The organism is Streptococcus sp. 477, assembly GCF_013277295.1.
Taxonomy (GTDB): Bacteria; Bacillota; Bacilli; order Lactobacillales; family Streptococcaceae; genus Streptococcus; species Streptococcus pseudopneumoniae.
Genome location: NZ_VMMQ01000052.1, coordinates 1 through 18,157 on the forward strand (window position 1 = coordinate 1; position 18,157 = coordinate 18,157).

The window sequence follows — 18,157 nt, forward strand, 5'->3', positions numbered from 1 at the left end:
GTACAACTCAATAATAGCAAATTAATAAGAATTCAGGCTGATATGTATAACCGAGGAGTCATATATCTAACTGGTACAAACTTAAGGGAGTATATAGGTAGCGTTAATGTTAAGTTTTATAGAGAATAGAAAGGAAACAACACATGACACAATTTAATGAATTTATTATCGCTTTTGCGACAGGCTTTTTAGCAGTAGCAGTAGGCAGTATCGTGAAAATGGTGAAAGACTATCTTTTGCGTAAAGGCGGAGAGAAAGCGGTAATCATCGCTGAAATCCTAGCCAAGAATGCAGTGAATGCCGTGGAGCAGGTGGCTGCTGAGACAGGTTATAAAGGTGATGAAAAGCTAGAGCAAGCTCGTGATAAAGTTAGAGCTGAGCTGACCAAATATAATATCAGTATGACCAATAAGGACTTGGATACCTTTGTGGAGTCAGCCGTGAAACAGATGAACGACGCTTGGAAAGGACAAGAGTAATGGATATCGATACAAGCAGACTACGTACAGGCTTGCCACAAGTAGGCTATGCGCCATATCGACAAGTGCACGCTCACTCTACGGGGAACCGTAATTCTACCGCTCAAAATGAGGCAGACTACCACTACAGAAAGAACCCTGAGCTTGGTTTCTTCTCTCATGTGGTTGGTAACGGTCGTGTCCTGCAGGTCGGTCCTGTAAATAATGGTGCCTGGGACGTTGGGGGCGATTGGAATGCGGAAAGCTATGCGGCAGTTGAATTGATTGAAAGCCATTCAACTAAAGAAGAGTTCATGACAGACTACCGTCTCTATATCGAACTCTTACGCAATCTAGCAGATGAAGCAGGTTTGCCGAAAACGCTTGATACAAGCAGTTTGGAAGGTATCAAAACACATGAATACTGTACCAATAACCAACCAGACAACCATTCAGACCACGTTGACCCGTATCCTTATCTTGCCAAATGGGGCATTAGCCGTGAACAGTTCAAGCAGGATATTGAAAGTGGCTTGACAATTGAAACAGGTTGGAAGAAGAACGATATAGGCTATTGGTATGTACACTCAGACGGCTCTTATCCAAAAGACAAGTTTGAGAAGGTCAACGGCACCTGGTATTACTTCGACGGCTCAGGCTACATGCTTGCGAACCGCTGGAAGAAGCACACAGATGGTAATTGGTACTGGTTTGACCAGTCAGGTGAAATGGCGACAGGCTGGAAGAAAATCGCTGAGAAGTGGTATTATTTCGACGTAGAGGGCGCTATGAAGACAGGATGGGTCAAGTACAAGGAGACTTGGTACTACTTAGACGGTAAAGAAGGTGCCATGGTTTCAAACGCCTTCGTCCAGTCCGCAGACGGAACAGGATGGTACTACCTCAATGCAGACGGAACAATGGCAGATAAGCCAGAGTTTGAAATTGAGCCTGACGGGCTTATAACAACAAAATAAAAGGAAAGGAAAACTTTTCTAAAATGTTTATCTACCCCACGGGACTCGTCCTTGTGGGGATTTTTTTGTTAAAAAGAGTAAGAAACATTGACTTTTTTAAAGAAAGATGTCATAATCAAGTTAATTCAAAAAAATATTATGGAGCGAGTAGGAGGAATTTGGGATGTTAAAAAATACAAAACAACCTCAATACTTTAAGTCTTTTTTACTTGGTATGACAGCAATTGTATTGCCTGTTTTTAGCTTTAACCAGAACATTTCGAAAGTAAAAGCTGATACAGTCCCAGACTGGAAGAAAGTCAAAAGTGATTACAAGAAATCAACGATGGGCATTCAGAAAGAGGTAATGAAATTTGGATACCGAGAATAAAGATTTGATTGAAGTCAATAATATTGTTGATGAAGTCGAGCGCTTACCACATGAACAGCGTCAAGTAGTTTTACAGAAGTTGGAAATCTATCAAGGTGACCTACCTCATCCAGATATTCTCAAAGGATATAAAGAGCTATATCCGGATGCTGCTCAAAAGATTATTGATAATGGTATTGCAGAAAGCCAACATCGTAGAGAGATGGAAGATAAATACTTATCAGGGAATATTGCTTCTCATAAATTGGGACAGTTATTTGGCTTTTTAATCGCCCTCGTTGTTATTATTGGTGGAATTTACTTAATAGCAACAGATAAACAAATTGCAGGTAGTGTCTTAACTGGAACTACTGCATTAGGGCTAATTGGTTTGTTTACAGGGAATAATCAAAATAAAAACAAAGACAAAGAATAATTTTTCACCGCAGGCTCAGGCTTGCGGTTTTTTATTTTTCAAAAACACACATTTTGAACGATTAGAAAGCAAAATCACAATCCTATTGTTCAAAAAAGCGTTTACATGAAGAATATGGAGAGGAAATCGTGGTGTATTATTGTCAAAAACGGTGTTTTGTTAAAAATAAAAAACAGTGACCGAAATCACTGCTTTTTAAGTTCCTGGGCGTATGTTATCATGCTGATAGCGTGTTTTAGACGCATATTCATAATATCCGATACACCATTTTTATACTTGTCCACGGCCTGAATAGACATGCCACAGTTTTTGCTAATAGCATAGGCTGTGGCGTTGTCTAAAAGCCAGCGGATAGCTTCAATATCTACTGACATATATTACCTCGTAAAATACCAAACTGCAAATAGGAGTAGAAGAAGTCCAATAATAAATTCAACTTTTTCACGCTTGGTGGTTTTTCTAACTTTAAGATTTACTTTCATTGTTTTTCCTGTTATAATTTAAGTACACCCCCGAAGGGGTGGATAGTGATTTTTCACTATCCAAATTCGATGTGCCATTCAAAGCTGATTATAAATAAGTTTATTTTGACTACTAGCTTATTTGTTTTTGCTTTGAGTGGTTTCTTTTTGAACTTAAACATTTCATGTTCCTTTCTACTAGTTTCCTTGTCTAAGGTTTCCTCCTTAACCTTATGTATCCATTATACAACTTTGGTTGCATAATGTCAATAGTTTTGATGGAGTTTTTTTATTTTATTTTTAAAAGACTGTGAGTAATCACGGTTTTCTATTTATAAACTATTAGAATTAAATTGCAACCTTCTCAACTATACGGGCAAAGATGATTGTAAAAATGAATACGAAGATGAATACGATTTAAAAAAACGATGGAAATTAGTGTAAATGATTTTAACGAAAAATAAGTAAAAACTCAACTATTTACAAGTGATGATAACTATTTGTAAACGTTTTTCACTTATGGTATAATAAGCATTGTATTTATTGTATATGAATCTGGAGAAAAAATCAAAGATATTTTTGAAGGATAATATGAGAATAAGGGAGAATATATGACCTTAGAATGGGAAGAATTTCTAGATCCTTACATTCAAGCTGTTGGTGAGTTAAAGATTAAACTTCGTGGCATTCGTAAGCAATATCGTAAGCAAAATAAGCATTCTCCGATTGAATTTGTGACCGGTCGAGTCAAGCCAATTGAGAGTATAAAAGAAAAAATGGCCCGTCGTGGTATTACTTATGCGACCTTGGAGCACGATTTGCAGGATATTGCTGGTTTGCGTGTGATGGTCCAGTTTGTAGATGACGTTAAGGAAGTAGTGGAGATTTTGCACAAGCGTCAGGACATGCGAATCATACAGGAGCGAGATTACATTACTCATCGAAAAGCATCAGGCTATCGTTCCTATCATTTGGTAGTAGAATATATGGTTGATACCATCAATGGAGCCAAGACTATTTTGGCAGAAATTCAAATACGTACCTTGGCCATGAATTTCTGGGCAACGATAGAACATTCTCTCAACTACAAGTACCAAGGGGATTTCCCAGAGGAGATTAAGAAGCGACTGGAAATTACAGCTAGAATCGCCCATCAGTTGGATGAAGAAATGGGTGAAATTCGTGATGATATCCAAGAAGCCCAGGCACTTTTTGATCCTTTGAGTAGAAAATTAAATGACGGTGTAGGAAACAGTGACGATACAGATGAAGAATACAGGTAAACGAATTGACCTGATAGCCAATAGAAAACCGCAGAGTCAAAGGGTTTTGTATGAATTGCGAGATCGTTTGAAAAGAAATCAGTTTATACTCAATGATAGCAGTCCGGACATTGTCATTTCCATTGGTGGAGATGGCATGCTCTTATCGGCCTTTCATAAGTATGAAGACCAACTTGATAAGGTACGCTTTATCGGTCTTCATACAGGACATCTGGGCTTTTATACCGATTATCGTGATTTTGAGTTGGATAAGTTAATGACCAATTTGCAGCTAGATACCGGAGCAAGGGTTTCTTACCCTGTTCTAAATGTGAAGGTTTTTCTTGGAAATGGAGAGGTCAAGATTTTTCGTGCCCTCAATGAAGCCAGCATCCGCAGGTCTGATCGAACCATGGTGGCAGATATTGTCATCAATGGTGTTCCCTTTGAACGTTTTCGTGGAGACGGGCTAACAGTTTCAACACCGACTGGTAGTACGGCTTATAACAAGTCTCTTGGCGGTGCTGTTTTACACCCTACCATTGAAGCTTTGCAATTAACGGAAATTGCCAGCCTCAATAATCGTGTCTATCGAACGCTGGGCTCTTCCATTATCGTTCCTAAGAAGGATAAGATTGAACTCATTCCAACGAGAAATGATTACCATACCATTTCGGTTGACAATAGCGTTTATTCTTTCCGTAATATTGAGCGTATTGAGTATCAAATCGATCATCATAAGATTCACTTTGTCGCGACTCCTAGCCATACTAGTTTCTGGAACCGTGTTAAGGATGCCTTTATCGGCGAGGTGGACGAATGAGGTTTGAATTTATCGCAGATGAGCATGTCAAGGTTAAGACCTTCTTAAAAAAGCACGAGGTTTCTAAGGGGCTTCTGGCCAAGATTAAGTTTCGAGGTGGGGCTATTCTGGTCAATGACCAACCACAAAATGCAACCTATCTATTGGATCTTGGGGACCGCGTTACTATCGATATTCCCGCTGAGGAAGGCTTTGAAACCTTGGAAGCTATCGAGCGCCCACTGGATATTCTCTATGAGGATGACCACTTTCTAGTCTTGAATAAACCCTATGGAGTTGCCTCTATTCCTAGTGTTAACCACTCCAATACTATTGCCAATTTTATCAAGGGTTACTACGTCAAGCAAAATTACGAAAATCAGCAAGTTCACATTGTGACCAGGCTTGATAGGGATACTTCTGGCTCGATGCTCTTTGCCAAGCACGGCTATGCCCATGCACGATTGGACAAGCAGTTGCAGAAGAAGTCCATTGAAAAACGCTACTTTGCTTTGGTTAAAGGTGATGGACACTTGGAGTCAGAGGGGGAAATTATTGCCCCGATTGCGCGTGATGAAGACTCCATTATTACCAGACGGGTGGCTAAAGGTGGAAAATATGCCCATACTTCCTACAAGATTGTAGCTTCTTATGGAAATATCCACTTGGTCGACATTCGGCTGCACACTGGTCGAACCCACCAAATTCGAGTCCACTTTTCTCATATTGGTTTTCCTTTGTTGGGCGATGATTTGTACGGTGGTAGTCTGGACGACGGCATCCAACGTCAGGCCCTGCATTGCCATTACCTATCCTTTTATCATCCATTTTTAGAGCAAGATTTGCAGTTAGAAAGTCCCTTGCCGGATGATTTCAGCAACCTTATTACCCAGTTATCAACTAATACTCTATAAAAACTGTTTCAGAGTATAATTATTATCTTAAAGGAGAAAACTCATGGAAGTTTTTGAAAGTCTCAAAGCCAACCTTGTTGGTAAAAATGCTCGTATCGTTCTCCCTGAAGGGGAAGAGCCACGTATTCTTCAAGCGACTAAACGTTTGGTAAAAGAAACAGAAGTGATTCCTGTTTTGTTAGGAAATCCTGAAAAAATTAAAATTTATCTTGAAATTGAAGGGATCATGGATGGTTATGAAGTCATTGACCCTCAACATTATCCTCAATTTGAAGAAATGGTTGCTGCCTTGGTGGAGCGTCGCAAGGGCAAAATGTCTGAAGAAGATGCACGCAAGGTTTTGGTTGAAGATGTAAACTACTTTGGTGTTATGTTGGTTTACTTGGGCTTGGTTGATGGAATGGTGTCAGGTGCGATTCATTCAACTGCTTCAACAGTTCGTCCAGCCCTACAAATCATTAAAACTCGTCCAAATGTAACTCGTACTTCAGGTGCCTTCCTCATGGTTCGTGGCTCTGAACGTTACCTATTTGGAGACTGTGCTATCAACATCAATCCAGATGCAGAAGCTTTGGCTGAAATTGCCATCAACTCAGCAATCACAGCTAAGATGTTTGGAATCGAGCCTAAAATTGCTATGCTAAGCTATTCTACTAAAGGTTCAGGTTTTGGTGAAAGCGTTGATAAGGTCGTTGAAGCAACTAAAATTGCTCACGACTTGCGCCCTGACCTTGAAATCGATGGTGAGTTGCAATTTGATGCAGCCTTTGTTCCTGAAACTGCAGCTTTGAAAGCTCCTGGAAGTACGGTAGCTGGTCAAGCAAATGTCTTCATCTTCCCAGGTATCGAGGCAGGAAATATCGGATACAAGATGGCTGAACGTCTTGGTGGCTTTGCGGCAGTAGGTCCTGTTTTGCAAGGTTTGAACAAGCCTGTTAACGACCTCTCTCGTGGATGTAATGCAGATGATGTTTACAAGTTAACCCTTATCACAGCAGCTCAAGCAGTTCATCAATAGTGAAAACTATAAAGCGATATACTATGCTATACTGTAGTTATGAAACTATGTACGAAAAGCACTGCCATTAACTCCTGAGAACTAAATTACTGATTGGTGTCAAAAAGGACAACTTCCAAGCGATGATATCCTGTCTATATACGACCTATAGAAATCTGTAATATACATGTCCGTAAAACGATAAATTCCCTTTTTGATTTTAAATGAGTATGAAAAGAGAATTTTTTCATGAGAAAACGCATAATATTGAGTGTTTTGACACCTGCTATTATGCGTTTTTTATAATTTTTGCACCTTTCTTAGCCTTTGTTATCGACAAGTATTGTTTTCTAGCTTCTTGTTTTTAGAATGGCAATTTCCCAGCGAAAGCACCCAGTTTTTTCTTGGTAGTTTTATCGATTTGTTCAAGAGCAGAGTTGATGGCTTGAACGGTCATATCAGAAAGAGTTTCAAAGTCCTCTGGGTCAACGACAGCTGGATTAAAGTCAATGCTGACAACTTTCTTATCTCCAGTTAAGGTCGTTTGGACAAGGTCTTGAGCAGATTTGCCAACAAATTGCATGGCAGCAAGTTCGGCCTGGCTTTGTTCCATTTGTTTTTGAAGTTTTTGTGCTTGACGCATCATGTTTTGCATGTTCATCATAAGATTTCTAAAGTTCCTTTCATCTCAAGGGGATAATCCTTGTTGTTAACAAGTGCCTGATTTTCTCTCCTAATTGTTATTAGTAGCATAGCCATCAAGCCCAAGTATTGATTTTATTATACCATTTTTTTAAGACATAGTCTTTTATTGGTGAGAGTTATTTATATCAAGGAGTGATTAGAAATAAATTAAAATAATTATTTTTGTTAAGAGGGGCTCTATTCTAGTTTCATGGAAATGATTTTACTAAAGGTTTGTATGCTTTGTCTACAAACATGTTACCTCTATCTATTTTCGGATAAATAGTTGTCTATTATTATTTTTATGCTAATAGTAAAATCTAAATGGTAGCCTACGATTTTTTAGAAAGAAAATGGTACAATATTTCTAAGAGAAAATACAATGGGAGGGAAAATGAGGTTATTACCTATAAGAAAAATATCACGTCAGTCTAAAAGGTTAGCACTTTTTTTGACGTTTTGTGCTGGATATGTGGATGCTTACACTTTTATTGTTCGCGGGAATACCCTTGTAGCTGGACAAACTGGAAATGTTGTCTTTCTTTCGGTAGAGCTAATACAGAATAATGTTTCGGATGTTAGGGATAAGCTTTTAACCTTAATAGCGTTTATGCTGGGAGTTTTTTTACTAACCATTTATAGGGAAAAATTGAGAATTGTGAAAAAGCCAATTCTGTCACTGATTCCTTTGGTAATCTTATCAATAATTATTGGTTTTGTGCCACAAACTGTAGATAATATCTATCTAGTGCCGCCCTTGGCCTTCTGTATGGGACTGGTGACAACTGCCTTTGGTGAGGTTTCGGGTATTGCTTATAATAATGCCTTTATGACAGGGAATATCAAACGAACAATGCTAGCTTTTGGAAATTATTTCCGAACTAAGCACACTCCTTTTTTGCGTGAAGGGTTCATATTTGTTAGCCTGCTTAGTAGTTTTATCCTTGGCGTTGTTTTTTCAGCCTATTTGACGATTTTCTATCATGAAAAGACCATTCTTGGTGTTCCTATTATGATGAGCATTTTTTATATCAGCATGCTTTTTGCCTCGTGGCGGAAAAAAGTAAAAGAAAAAGCTTGATTTTAGGTGTTATTACTTGTAAGAAAATAGGAGATATGCTATACTTAGAGAGTTGACTATGCACAATCCTGTGCAACCGCACGAACATCGTTGCTCGTCGTAGAACAAATTTAAACTTTGTTCTACATAGAGCTCTTCTTTTAAGTGGTTCGTCCCACGATGCTAGGCGAGTCTTCACAAAAAGTCGGGGAAACCCATAAAAATCATAGGAGGTGCATAATGAGCACATACGCAATTATCAAAACTGGCGGAAAACAAGTTAAAGTTGAAGTTGGTCAAGCAGTTTACGTTGAAAAATTGAACGTTGAAGCTGGTCAAGAAGTTACTTTTAACGAAGTTGTTCTTGTTGGTGGTGAAAACACTGTTGTCGGAACTCCACTTGTTGCTGGAGCTACTGTGGTTGGAACTGTTGAAAAACAAGGAAAACAAAAGAAAGTGGTTACTTACAAGTACAAACCTAAAAAAGGTAGCCACCGTAAACAAGGTCACCGTCAACCATATACTAAAGTTGTCATCAACGCAATCAACGCTTAATTTTAAGGAGAACACATGATACAAGCAGTCTTTGAGAGAGCCGAAGATGGCGAGCTGAGGAATGCGGAAATTACTGGACACGCCGAGAGTGGCGAATGCGGCTTAGATGTCGTGTGTGCATCGGTTTCTACGCTTGCCATTAACTTTATCAATTCTATTGAGAAATTTGCAGGCTATGAACCAATCCTAGAATTAAACGAAGATGAAGGTGGTTATCTGATGGTTGAAATTCCAAAAGCTCTTCCTTCACACCAGAGAGAAATGACCCAGTTATTCTTTGAATCATTTTTCTTAGGTATGGCAAACTTATCGGAGAACTCGTCTGAGTTCGTCCAAACCAGAGTTATCACAGAAAACTAACACGGAGGAAAACATTATGTTAAAAATGACTCTTAACAACTTGCAACTTTTCGCCCACAAAAAAGGTGGAGGTTCTACATCAAACGGACGTGATTCACAAGCAAAACGTCTTGGAGCTAAAGCAGCTGACGGACAAACTGTAACAGGTGGATCAATCCTTTACCGTCAACGTGGTACACACATCTATCCAGGTGTAAACGTTGGTCGTGGCGGAGACGATACTTTGTTCGCTAAAGTTGAAGGCGTAGTACGCTTTGAACGTAAAGGACGCGATAAAAAACAAGTTTCTGTTTACCCAATCGCTAAATAAAAAGGTTCAGTGAACCTTTTTATCCCGAGCCTTGAACTGTAAAGGCGAGGAAGCTAGAAGTAGCATTAAATAAGGCTTTCCGAGTTTTCGGAGAGCCTATTTTTTTGTTTTGATACCCATACTTTTTAATATGTATAGTGGATTGAATCTGGAATAGAACACTGCTAAAAATTGATTTGAGTTTCCTACTCGATTTCTTCAGATTTTATTTCAATTGACTATAAGAACTGGTATCTGGTTTCAAATATTGGCTTGTCGTCCCTTAACTTGTCTGAATGGCTTGAGCCGTTCCTTCTGATAAGGGAAAAGATATTCTTTAGCTGAAACTGTCTGAGAATCCAAGATAACAGATGGAGAGAAAAATAACCCAGTCTGAAGCACATTAGATGGGAGTTGTTGGAAAGCAGTCATCTAGTTTTTCTTTGCTGCTTTGGCTTTTTCTTTGTCATCAGGGAAAGTGACTTGCTTCAAATCAGGGAGTTTAGGAAATTCTTCAAACATCTTGCCCAAGTTGTCTCATTTTGTAAATTTTACAGCCATAGGTGTACCTCGATTCTAAATTCTACCTTTTCGACACCAATTAGTAATTTAAAGTTCTCAGGAGTTAGTTGCATTGCTTTTTCATACATAAGCATAGTATGACACTTTATGGTTACCGAACAAGTCTAATCACTCCTTTCAAACTTTTGAAGATGTCCTACAAGTTTTTGAGCAGAATATTGCAAAGTTCATAGTTAAGCAACGATAGAGTGAAGTGCTTTTTGAAAACAGCTACACTTCAGGTGAAAAAAACGACATTTCAGATTTTCTGTTCCAGAAATAGCTATCGCTATGATATAATTATTTTATGATTATTACTATTCCTATAAAAAACCAAAAAGATATTGGCACACCATCTGATTCAGTCGTTGTTCTCGGCTATTTTGATGGCATACATAAGGGGCATCAAGAATTATTTCGTGTTGCCAACAAAGCTGCGAGAAAGGATTTATTGCCTATCGTCGTTATGACCTTTAATGAATCTCCAAAGATCGCTTTAGAGCCTTATCATCCAGATTTGTTTTTGCATATTTTGAACCCTGCTGAACGTGAAAGAAAATTAAAGCGCGAAGGTGTAGAAGAATTATATCTCCTTGATTTTAGTAGTCAATTCGCTAGTCTCACGGCAGAAGAATTTTTTGCAACTTATATCAAGGCTATGAATGCCAAAATTATTGTTGCAGGTTTTGATTATACATTTGGTTCTGACAAAAAAACAGCAGAAGATTTAAAGGATTACTTTGATGGAGAAGTTATCATTGTTCCACCTATAGAAGATGAGAAAGGAAAGATTAGTTCAACTCGTATCCGTCAAGCTATTTTAGATGGAAATGTGAAAGAAGCAGGAGAACTTTTGGGGGCACCGCTTCCATCAAGAGGTATGGTGGTTCATGGTAATGCTCGTGGTCGTACAATTGGTTATCCGACAGCGAATTTAGTGCTTTTAGACCGTACTTATATGCCAGCAGATGGCGTTTATGTCGTTGATGTTGAGATTCAAAGACAGAAGTATCGTGCTATGGCTAGTGTCGGGAAAAATGTGACCTTTGATGGAGAAGAAGCACGTTTTGAAGTCAATATTTTTGATTTTAATCAAGATATTTATGGGGAAACCGTCATGGTTTATTGGCTTGATCGCATTCGAGATATGACCAAATTTGACTCAGTTGACCAATTAGTGGATCAGTTAAAGGCTGATGAAGAAGTAACTCGGAATTGGTCTTAAGAGCTTGAGTAAATAAAACAAAAAAGAGGTTGTCTGTAACCCAAAAGATAGATGATTTAGTCTAACTTTTGAGATCACTACACTACCTCTTTTTATTCTTTTTCAAAGGTGAATCCTTCTCCTAGGATTTCATGGGCTTCTGTAATGGTTATAAAGGCTTGAGGATCGATTCGATGAATCATTTCTTTCATTTTCACAATCTCATTTCTACCGACAATACAGTAGATGATTTTCAAATTTTCTTTACTATAGTAGCCTTGACCAGAAATAAAAGTAACACCTCTTCCGAGGTCATCATTAATTGCCTTAGCAAGTTGGTCAGGACGTTTTGTGATAATCATAAAGCCTTTGCCGGCATATCCTCCTTCACCAATCAAATCAATAACACGAGAAACAATAAAATCAAACAAAAGCGTGTAGGAAACCAATCTCAAATCCTTGAAGATTAGGAGAATCAACATGAGAATACAAAAATCTAAGATAAAGAGCAGTTTTCCTATGGATATATGAGTGTATTTGTTGAGAATACGAGCTAGAATATCAGTTCCGCCAGTTGTACCTCCAGCATTAAAAATAATTCCAAGGCCAATTCCTAATAGGATTCCCGCTATAAGGGCTGTGATTAGTAAATCACCTTGAAGATCAATATGAAAGGGAATATGCTCAAAAAAAGCTAACCAGGCGGACAAAGCTAAGGTTCCTAGTAAACTAGAATAGAGGGATTTGGCTCCAAAAATCTTCCAAGCTAGGATGAAAAGGGGAATATTAATCAGCAGGTTCATGAGGGAAACAGGGATTTTAAAAAGATAAAAGGTGATGAGGGTAATGCCTGTCGCCCCTCCTTCAAAGAGATGATGGGGAACTACAAAATAAGTCAGTCCAAAAGCATAAATAGCAGCACCTAGTAAAATGGTAAAAATGGGGTAAATTTTTTTAATCATAGGACACCTCTTTTCTTATAAGTTGATTATATCAAATTTTACAGAAAATTTGATTGACTCCATTAGGATTTTTAATCTTTTTTTTGATATAATTAGAAGCAAGGAAACCAATCTGAATCCTAAAATAGAAAGATTGATACTATGACAAAAATTAAGATTGTAACCGATTCATCTGTTACTATTGAACCTGAACTAGTAAAGCAATTAGATATTACAATTGTTCCATTATCTGTAATGATTGATAATGTTGTTTATTCTGATGCTGATTTGAAAGAAGAAGGTAAATTTCTTCACTTGATGCAAGAAGCTAAGAATCTTCCGAAAACAAGCCAGCCGCCTGTAGGTGTCTTTGCTGAAGTGTTTGAAAACCTATGCAAGGATGGTAGCCAGATTCTTGCTATTCATATGTCCCATGCTCTTTCGGGGACTGTAGAAGCAGCGCGCCAAGGTGCTAGTTTATCTACTGCCGATGTGACAGTTATCGATAGTTCCTTCACTGACCAAGCCTTGAAATTCCAAGTTGTCGAAGCTGCTAAATTAGCACAAGAAGGCAAAGACATGGAGACAATTTTATCTCATGTAGAAGAGGTTAAAAACAACACAGAACTTTATATTGGCGTTTCAACTTTGGAAAATCTTGTCAAAGGTGGACGAATTGGCCGTGTAACTGGATTGTTGAGCTCCCTTCTCAATATCCGTGTTGTCATGCAAATGAAAGACCATGAATTGCAGCCAATGGTTAAAGGTCGTGGTGCTAAAACTTTTAAAAAATGGTTAGATGAGTTGATAACATCGCTTTCTGAACATTCTGTAGCAGAGATTGGAATTTCATATTCTGGTAGTGCTGATTGGGCAAAAGAGATGAAAGAAAGCTTACAAGCTTATGTTGAAAAGCCAATTTCTGTTTTAGAAACAGGTTCCATTATTCAAACTCACACGGGTGAGAATGCGTGGGCTATTTTGGTACGTTACCATTCCTAAAAAATAAATAAAATGGGAAGAAATAGCGTTTTTAACTTGACCTAAAAGGGATTTTAGGATATGATTATATTTGTTAATTAGAAATTATTTGGAGGAATCGTTAACATGGCAAACAAACAAGATTTGATCGCTAAAGTAGCAGAAGCTACAGAATTGACTAAGAAAGACTCAGCAGCAGCAGTTGAAGCTGTATTTGCAGCAGTAGCTGACTATCTTGCAGCTGGTGAAAAAGTTCAATTGATCGGTTTTGGTAACTTTGAAGTTCGTGAGCGTGCAGAACGTAAAGGTCGCAACCCACAAACTGGTAAAGAAATGACAATTGCAGCTTCTAAAGTTCCAGCATTCAAAGCTGGTAAAGCTCTTAAAGACGCTGTTAAATAATCAGTCTTTAAAAAGCCTATTGTATCAAGCTTTCTAGCTTGGTCGGTAGGCTTTTTAATTATGAAATCTAGTAATAAATAGAGTTAAAAAGTTGAATGTTCCGAAAATATTGTATATATAGTAGACTGAATCTAAAATAGTACGAAACAATTGCTAAAACATTTATAGAAATTAATTTTACTTTCCCAATCGATTTGTTCTCATCTTATTTCAATTTGCTATACGTACGTATATAATGAAAAGAACTAAATAATAGACTTGTGCGATAACTATTTGAAGCAAGATTAGCTGGTTAGAAAGTCCAACAAGATAGCGAAGGAATCTAACATAAATTTTACATAATTTACTTTATGTTACAAACCCTTCACTAAAATACTTACCATTATCTTGAATGCCTTAGGGAAACATGCTATACTACTTGTATGATTATTTTACAAGCTAATAAAATTGAACGTTCTTTTGCAGGAGAGGTTCTTTTCGATACTATCAACCTGCAAGTTGATGAACGAGATCGGATTGCCCTTGTTGGGAAAAATGGTGCAGGTAAGTCTACTCTTTTGAAGATTTTAGTTGGAGAAGAGGAGCTAACTAGCGGAGAAATCAATAAGAAAAAAGATATTTCTCTGTCTTACCTAGCCCAAGATAGCCGTTTTGAATCTGAAAACACTATCTACGATGAAATGCTTCATGTCTTTGATGATTTGCGTCGGACTGAGAAACAACTGCGTCAGATGGAGCTGGAGATGGGTGAAAAGTCTGGTGAGGATTTGGATAAACTGATGTCAGATTACGACCGCTTATCTGAAAATTTTCACCAAGCAGGTGGTTTCACTTATGAAGCTGATATTCGAGCGATTTTGAATGGATTCAAGTTTGACGAGTCTATGTGGCAGATGAAAATTGCTGAGCTTTCTGGTGGTCAAAATACCCGTCTGGCGCTGGCCAAAATGCTTCTTGAAAAGCCAAATCTCTTGGTCTTGGACGAGCCAACCAACCACTTGGATATTGAAACCATCGCCTGGCTAGAGAATTATTTGATAAACTATAGCGGCGCCCTCATTATCGTCAGCCACGACCGTTATTTCTTGGATAAGGTTGCGACGATTACGCTGGATTTGACCAAGCATTCCTTGGATCGCTATGTGGGGAATTACTCTCGTTTTGTTGAGTTGAAGGAGCAGAAGCTAGCTACTGAAGCAAAAAACTATGAAAAGCAACAAAAGGAAATCGCTGCTCTGGAAGACTTTGTCAATCGCAATCTAGTCCGTGCTTCAACGACCAAACGCGCCCAATCCCGTCGTAAACAACTAGAAAAAATGGAGCGTTTGGACAAGCCTGAAGCTGGCAAGAAATCAGCCAATATGACCTTCCAGTCTGAAAAAACGTCTGGTAATGTTGTATTGACTGTTGAAAATGCAGCTATTGGCTATGATGGGGAAGTCCTGTCACAACCGATTAGCCTAGATCTTCGTAAGATGAATGCTGTCGCTATCGTTGGTCCAAATGGTATCGGCAAGTCAACCTTTATCAAGTCTATTGTGGACCAGATTCCTTTTATCAAGGGGGAAAAGCGCTTTGGCGCTAATGTTGAGGTTGGTTACTATGACCAGACCCAAAGCAAGCTGACACCAAGTAATACTGTACTGGATGAACTCTGGAATGATTTTAAGTTGACACCAGAAGTTGAAATCCGTAACCGTCTAGGTGCCTTCCTTTTCTCAGGAGATGATGTCAAAAAATCAGTTGGCATGCTGTCTGGTGGCGAGAAAGCACGTTTGCTTTTGGCTAAATTGTCTTTGGAAAACAACAACTTCTTGATTCTGGACGAGCCAACCAACCACTTGGATATTGATAGCAAGGAAGTGTTGGAAAATGCCTTGATTGACTTCGATGGAACTCTTCTCTTCGTCAGCCACGACCGTTACTTTATCAATCGTGTGGCAACTCATGTACTGGAATTGTCTGAGAATGGCTCGACTCTTTACTTGGGAGATTACGATTATTATGTCGATAAAAAGGCTGAAATGGAAGTCGGTCTGACAGAGGAAGCTTCAACCAGCAATCAAGCAAAAGAAGCAAGCCCAGTTAATGACTATCAAGCTCAGAAAGAAAGTCAAAAAGAAGTTCGTAAGCTCATGCGACAAATCGAAAGTCTAGAAGCTGAAATTGAAGAGCTAGAAAGTCAAAGCCAAGCCATTTCTGAACAAATGTTGGAAACAAACGATGCCGACAAACTGATGGAATTGCAGGCTGAGCTGGACAAAATCAGCCACCGTCAGGAAGAAGATATGCTTGAGTGGGAAGAATTATCAGAGCAGGTGTAAAGATGGAACATCTTGGAAAAGTATTTCGTGAATTTCGAACAAGTGGAAATTATTCTTTAAAGGAAGCAGCAGGCGAGTCCTGTTCAACCTCTCAGTTATCTCGCTTTGAGCTTGGGGAATCTGACCTAGCAGTCTCACGTTTTTTTGAAATTTTGGATAATATTCATGTGACCATTGAAAATTTCATGGACAAGGCTAGGGATTTTCAAAATCATGAACATGTTGCTATGATGGCACAGATTATCCCACTTTACTACTCAAATGATATTGCAGGTTTTCAAAAGCTTCAAGAAGAACAACTTGAAAAGGCTAAGAGTTCGACGACTCCCCTTTATTTTGAGCTGAACTGGATTTTGCTACAAGGTCTGATTTGTCAAAGAGATGCGAGTTATGATATGAAGCAGGATGATTTGGATAAGGTAGCAGATTATCTCTTCAAAACAGAAGAATGGACCATGTATGAGTTGATTCTTTTCGGGAACCTCTATAGTTTCTACGATGTGGACTATGTCACTCGGATTGGTAGAGAAGTCATGGAGAGGGAGGAATTTTACCAAGAGATTGGTCGCCATAAGAGATTAGTGTTGATTTTGGCCCTCAATTGTTACCAGTATTGTTTAGAGCATCTTTCTTTTGACAATGCAAGCTATTTCGAGACTTATACAGAGAAGATTATTGGTAAAGGTATTAAGCTTTATGAGCGTAATGTTTTCCATTATTTAAAAGGTTTTGCCTTATATCAAAAAGGAAAGTGTAAAGAAGGTTGTAGCCAAATGCAAGAGGCCATGCATATTTTTGATGTGCTAGGTCTTCCAGAGCAAGTAGCCTACTATCAGGAACACTACGAAAAATTTGTCAAAGATTAATTTTCCCAAATAAGGGAAAAAATAAAAAGCTCCTTTCGGTTTTGATACAATAGTTTCAAAATTTGAGAGGAGTTTTTATATGAATCGCTATGCAGTACAGTTGATTAGCCGTGGAGCTGTTAACAGGATAGGGAATATGCTCTATGATTATGGCAATAGTGTCTGGTTGGCTTCCATGGGAACTATCGGACAGACAGTTTTAGGAATGTATCAGATTTCTGAACTCGTCACATCCATTCTCGTCAACCCATTTGGCGGAGTCATTTCAGACCGTTTTTCTCGTCGTAAGATTTTAATGACGACGGACCTTGTTTGTGGGATTCTTTGTCTGGCTATTTCTTTTATAAGAAATGACAGCTGGATGATTGGAGCTTTGATTGTTGCCAATATTGTTCAGGCGGTTGCATTTGCCTTTTCTCGTACAGCCAATAAAGCCATTATAACTGAGGTTGTTGAGAAAGATGAGATTGTGATCTATAATTCTCGCTTAGAGCTGGTTTTGCAGGTTGTAGGTGTTAGCTCTCCTGTTCTTTCCTTCCTTGTTTTACAGTTTGCAAGTCTCCATATGACACTACTGCTAGACTCGCTGACTTTTTTCATTGCTTTTGTTCTAGTGGCTTTTCTTCCAAAAGAGGAAGCAAAAGTTCAAGAGAAAAAGGCTTTTACTGGGAGAGATATGTTTGTAGATATCAAGGATGGGTTACACTATATCTGGCATCAGCAAGAAATTTTCTTCCTTTTGCTGGTAGCTTCCAGCGTTAATTTCTTTTTTGCCGCTTTTGAATTTCTACTTCCCTTTTCGAATCAGCTTTACGGGTCAGAAGGAGCCTATGCAAGTATTTTAACTATGGGGGCTATTGGTTCCATCATTGGGGCTCTTCTAGCTAGTAAAATTAAAGCTAATGTTTATAATCTTTTGATTTTACTGGCTTTGACAGGTGTCGGAGTTTTTATGATGGGATTACCACTTCCAAATTTGCTTTCCTTTTCTGGAAATTTAGTTTGTGAATTGTTTATGACGATTTTTAATATTCACTTTTTTACTCAAGTACAAACCAAGGTTGAGAGCGAATTTCTTGGGAGAGTACTGAGTACAATTTTTACCTTAGCTATTCTATTTATGCCTATTGCAAAAGGATTTATGACAGTCCTGCCAAGTGTCCATCTCTCTTCTTTCCTGATAATTGGAAGTGGTGTTATCATCTTGTCTTGTATATCGTTTATTTATGTTCGAACTCATTTTGAAAAATTTATATAAGGTTGCTTGAGTTTTA

22 protein-coding genes and 1 other annotated feature are annotated in these 18,157 nt (G+C 38.4%); of the genes, 18 read left to right on the top strand and 4 right to left on the bottom strand.

Going from position 1 to position 18,157, the window contains the following annotated elements; translation table 11 throughout:
* The first annotated feature begins 143 nt into the window (after positions 1–143).
* The 4 genes from HT691_RS06710 (at position 144) to HT691_RS06725 (ending at position 2,220) form a co-directional block, all read left to right on the top strand.
* A complete protein-coding gene (locus tag HT691_RS06710) occupies positions 144–479 on the top strand; it encodes a phage holin (RefSeq protein WP_054388048.1) in 336 nt (111 codons plus the stop codon).
* Entirely contained in the window at positions 479–1,435 is a 957-nt protein-coding gene (locus tag HT691_RS06715) for an N-acetylmuramoyl-L-alanine amidase family protein (RefSeq protein ID WP_138699555.1), read from the top strand. The genes HT691_RS06710 and HT691_RS06715 overlap by 1 nt, the downstream gene beginning before the upstream one ends.
* A 163-nt stretch (positions 1,436–1,598) precedes the next feature.
* Entirely contained in the window at positions 1,599–1,805 is a 207-nt protein-coding gene (locus HT691_RS06720) for a hypothetical protein (protein WP_000917045.1), read from the top strand.
* Positions 1,789–2,220: a DUF2335 domain-containing protein gene (locus HT691_RS06725; RefSeq protein ID WP_000379281.1), complete on the top strand. Its 432-nt coding sequence runs from the start codon at positions 1,789–1,791 to the stop codon at positions 2,218–2,220. Before HT691_RS06720 ends, HT691_RS06725 begins: the two co-directional genes overlap by 17 nt.
* Positions 2,221–2,405: 185 nt before the next feature.
* On the opposite strand, the gene HT691_RS06730 is transcribed toward HT691_RS06725, so the two are convergent.
* Positions 2,406–2,594 (bottom strand): hypothetical protein, encoded by a 189-nt coding sequence (locus tag HT691_RS06730; protein WP_000109850.1) that lies wholly within the window; start codon positions 2,592–2,594, stop codon positions 2,406–2,408.
* A 698-nt stretch (positions 2,595–3,292) separates the two neighbouring features.
* Between HT691_RS06730 and HT691_RS06735 the strand changes: the two genes are divergently transcribed.
* The 4 genes from HT691_RS06735 to pta are packed head-to-tail and all read left to right on the top strand — an operon-like array spanning position 3,293 to position 6,677.
* Entirely contained in the window at positions 3,293–3,964 is a 672-nt protein-coding gene (locus tag HT691_RS06735) for a GTP pyrophosphokinase family protein (RefSeq protein WP_000171679.1), read from the top strand.
* Complete coding sequence (locus HT691_RS06740; RefSeq protein ID WP_000799048.1) at positions 3,948–4,766, top strand: NAD kinase; 819 nt, start codon at positions 3,948–3,950, stop codon at positions 4,764–4,766. The genes HT691_RS06735 and HT691_RS06740 overlap by 17 nt, the downstream gene beginning before the upstream one ends.
* On the top strand, positions 4,763–5,659 hold the full coding sequence (locus HT691_RS06745) for an RluA family pseudouridine synthase (protein WP_001209995.1): 897 nt from the start codon (positions 4,763–4,765) through the stop codon (positions 5,657–5,659). Before HT691_RS06740 ends, HT691_RS06745 begins: the two co-directional genes overlap by 4 nt.
* Positions 5,660–5,702: 43 nt before the next feature.
* A complete protein-coding gene (gene pta / locus HT691_RS06750; protein WP_000451579.1) occupies positions 5,703–6,677 on the top strand; it encodes a phosphate acetyltransferase in 975 nt (324 codons plus the stop codon).
* A gap of 343 nt (positions 6,678–7,020) precedes the next feature.
* Here the strand turns inward: pta and HT691_RS06755 are convergent, their stop codons facing one another.
* On the bottom strand, positions 7,021–7,320 hold the full coding sequence (locus HT691_RS06755) for a YbaB/EbfC family nucleoid-associated protein (protein WP_023933521.1): 300 nt from the start codon (positions 7,318–7,320) through the stop codon (positions 7,021–7,023).
* A 402-nt stretch (positions 7,321–7,722) separates the two neighbouring features.
* Here HT691_RS06755 and HT691_RS06760 point away from each other — a divergent pair, with 402 nt between their 5' ends.
* The 4 genes from HT691_RS06760 to rpmA all read left to right on the top strand — a co-directional run bounded on the left by HT691_RS06760 (position 7,723) and on the right by rpmA (position 9,625).
* A complete protein-coding gene (locus tag HT691_RS06760; RefSeq protein WP_023933523.1) occupies positions 7,723–8,421 on the top strand; it encodes a YoaK family protein in 699 nt (232 codons plus the stop codon).
* Between the two features lie 64 nt (positions 8,422–8,485).
* Positions 8,486–8,605: a sequence feature (ribosomal protein L21 leader region), on the top strand.
* 35 nt (positions 8,606–8,640) lie between these two features.
* A complete protein-coding gene (rplU, locus tag HT691_RS06765; RefSeq protein WP_000109141.1) occupies positions 8,641–8,955 on the top strand; it encodes a 50S ribosomal protein L21 in 315 nt (104 codons plus the stop codon).
* A 15-nt stretch (positions 8,956–8,970) separates the two neighbouring features.
* Positions 8,971–9,315 (top strand): ribosomal-processing cysteine protease Prp, encoded by a 345-nt coding sequence (locus HT691_RS06770; RefSeq protein WP_023933525.1) that lies wholly within the window; start codon positions 8,971–8,973, stop codon positions 9,313–9,315.
* A gap of 16 nt (positions 9,316–9,331) precedes the next feature.
* The gene (gene rpmA / locus HT691_RS06775; RefSeq protein WP_000916509.1) at positions 9,332–9,625 is read left to right on the top strand and encodes a 50S ribosomal protein L27; all 294 of its coding nucleotides are present in this window, start codon (positions 9,332–9,334) and stop codon (positions 9,623–9,625) included.
* A gap of 240 nt (positions 9,626–9,865) precedes the next feature.
* Here rpmA and HT691_RS06780 read toward each other — a convergent pair whose 3' ends face one another.
* Positions 9,866–10,036, bottom strand: coding sequence for a hypothetical protein (locus HT691_RS06780; protein WP_171043512.1), 171 nt, complete (start codon positions 10,034–10,036; stop codon positions 9,866–9,868).
* Positions 10,037–10,472: 436 nt separating this feature from the next.
* On the opposite strand from HT691_RS06780, the gene HT691_RS06785 reads away from it, so the two are divergent.
* Positions 10,473–11,390, top strand: coding sequence for a bifunctional riboflavin kinase/FAD synthetase (locus tag HT691_RS06785; RefSeq protein ID WP_100103963.1), 918 nt, complete (start codon positions 10,473–10,475; stop codon positions 11,388–11,390).
* A gap of 92 nt (positions 11,391–11,482) precedes the next feature.
* Here the strand turns inward: HT691_RS06785 and HT691_RS06790 are convergent, their stop codons facing one another.
* Entirely contained in the window at positions 11,483–12,331 is an 849-nt protein-coding gene (locus HT691_RS06790) for a YitT family protein (protein ID WP_100103962.1), read from the bottom strand.
* A 141-nt stretch (positions 12,332–12,472) separates the two neighbouring features.
* Here HT691_RS06790 and HT691_RS06795 point away from each other — a divergent pair, with 141 nt between their 5' ends.
* The 5 genes from HT691_RS06795 (at position 12,473) to HT691_RS06815 (ending at position 18,141) form a co-directional block, all read left to right on the top strand.
* Positions 12,473–13,312, top strand: coding sequence for a DegV family protein (locus tag HT691_RS06795; protein ID WP_023933529.1), 840 nt, complete (start codon positions 12,473–12,475; stop codon positions 13,310–13,312).
* 105 nt (positions 13,313–13,417) lie between these two features.
* Positions 13,418–13,693: an HU family DNA-binding protein gene (locus HT691_RS06800; protein ID WP_001284639.1), complete on the top strand. Its 276-nt coding sequence runs from the start codon at positions 13,418–13,420 to the stop codon at positions 13,691–13,693.
* Between the two features lie 422 nt (positions 13,694–14,115).
* The gene (locus HT691_RS06805) at positions 14,116–16,017 is read left to right on the top strand and encodes an ABC-F family ATP-binding cassette domain-containing protein (protein WP_138704240.1); all 1,902 of its coding nucleotides are present in this window, start codon (positions 14,116–14,118) and stop codon (positions 16,015–16,017) included.
* 2 nt (positions 16,018–16,019) lie between these two features.
* Positions 16,020–16,883: an XRE/MutR family transcriptional regulator gene (locus HT691_RS06810; protein ID WP_138704241.1), complete on the top strand. Its 864-nt coding sequence runs from the start codon at positions 16,020–16,022 to the stop codon at positions 16,881–16,883.
* Between the two features lie 79 nt (positions 16,884–16,962).
* The gene (locus tag HT691_RS06815; RefSeq protein ID WP_023933535.1) at positions 16,963–18,141 is read left to right on the top strand and encodes an MFS transporter; all 1,179 of its coding nucleotides are present in this window, start codon (positions 16,963–16,965) and stop codon (positions 18,139–18,141) included.
* The last annotated feature ends 16 nt before the right edge of the window (positions 18,142–18,157 follow it).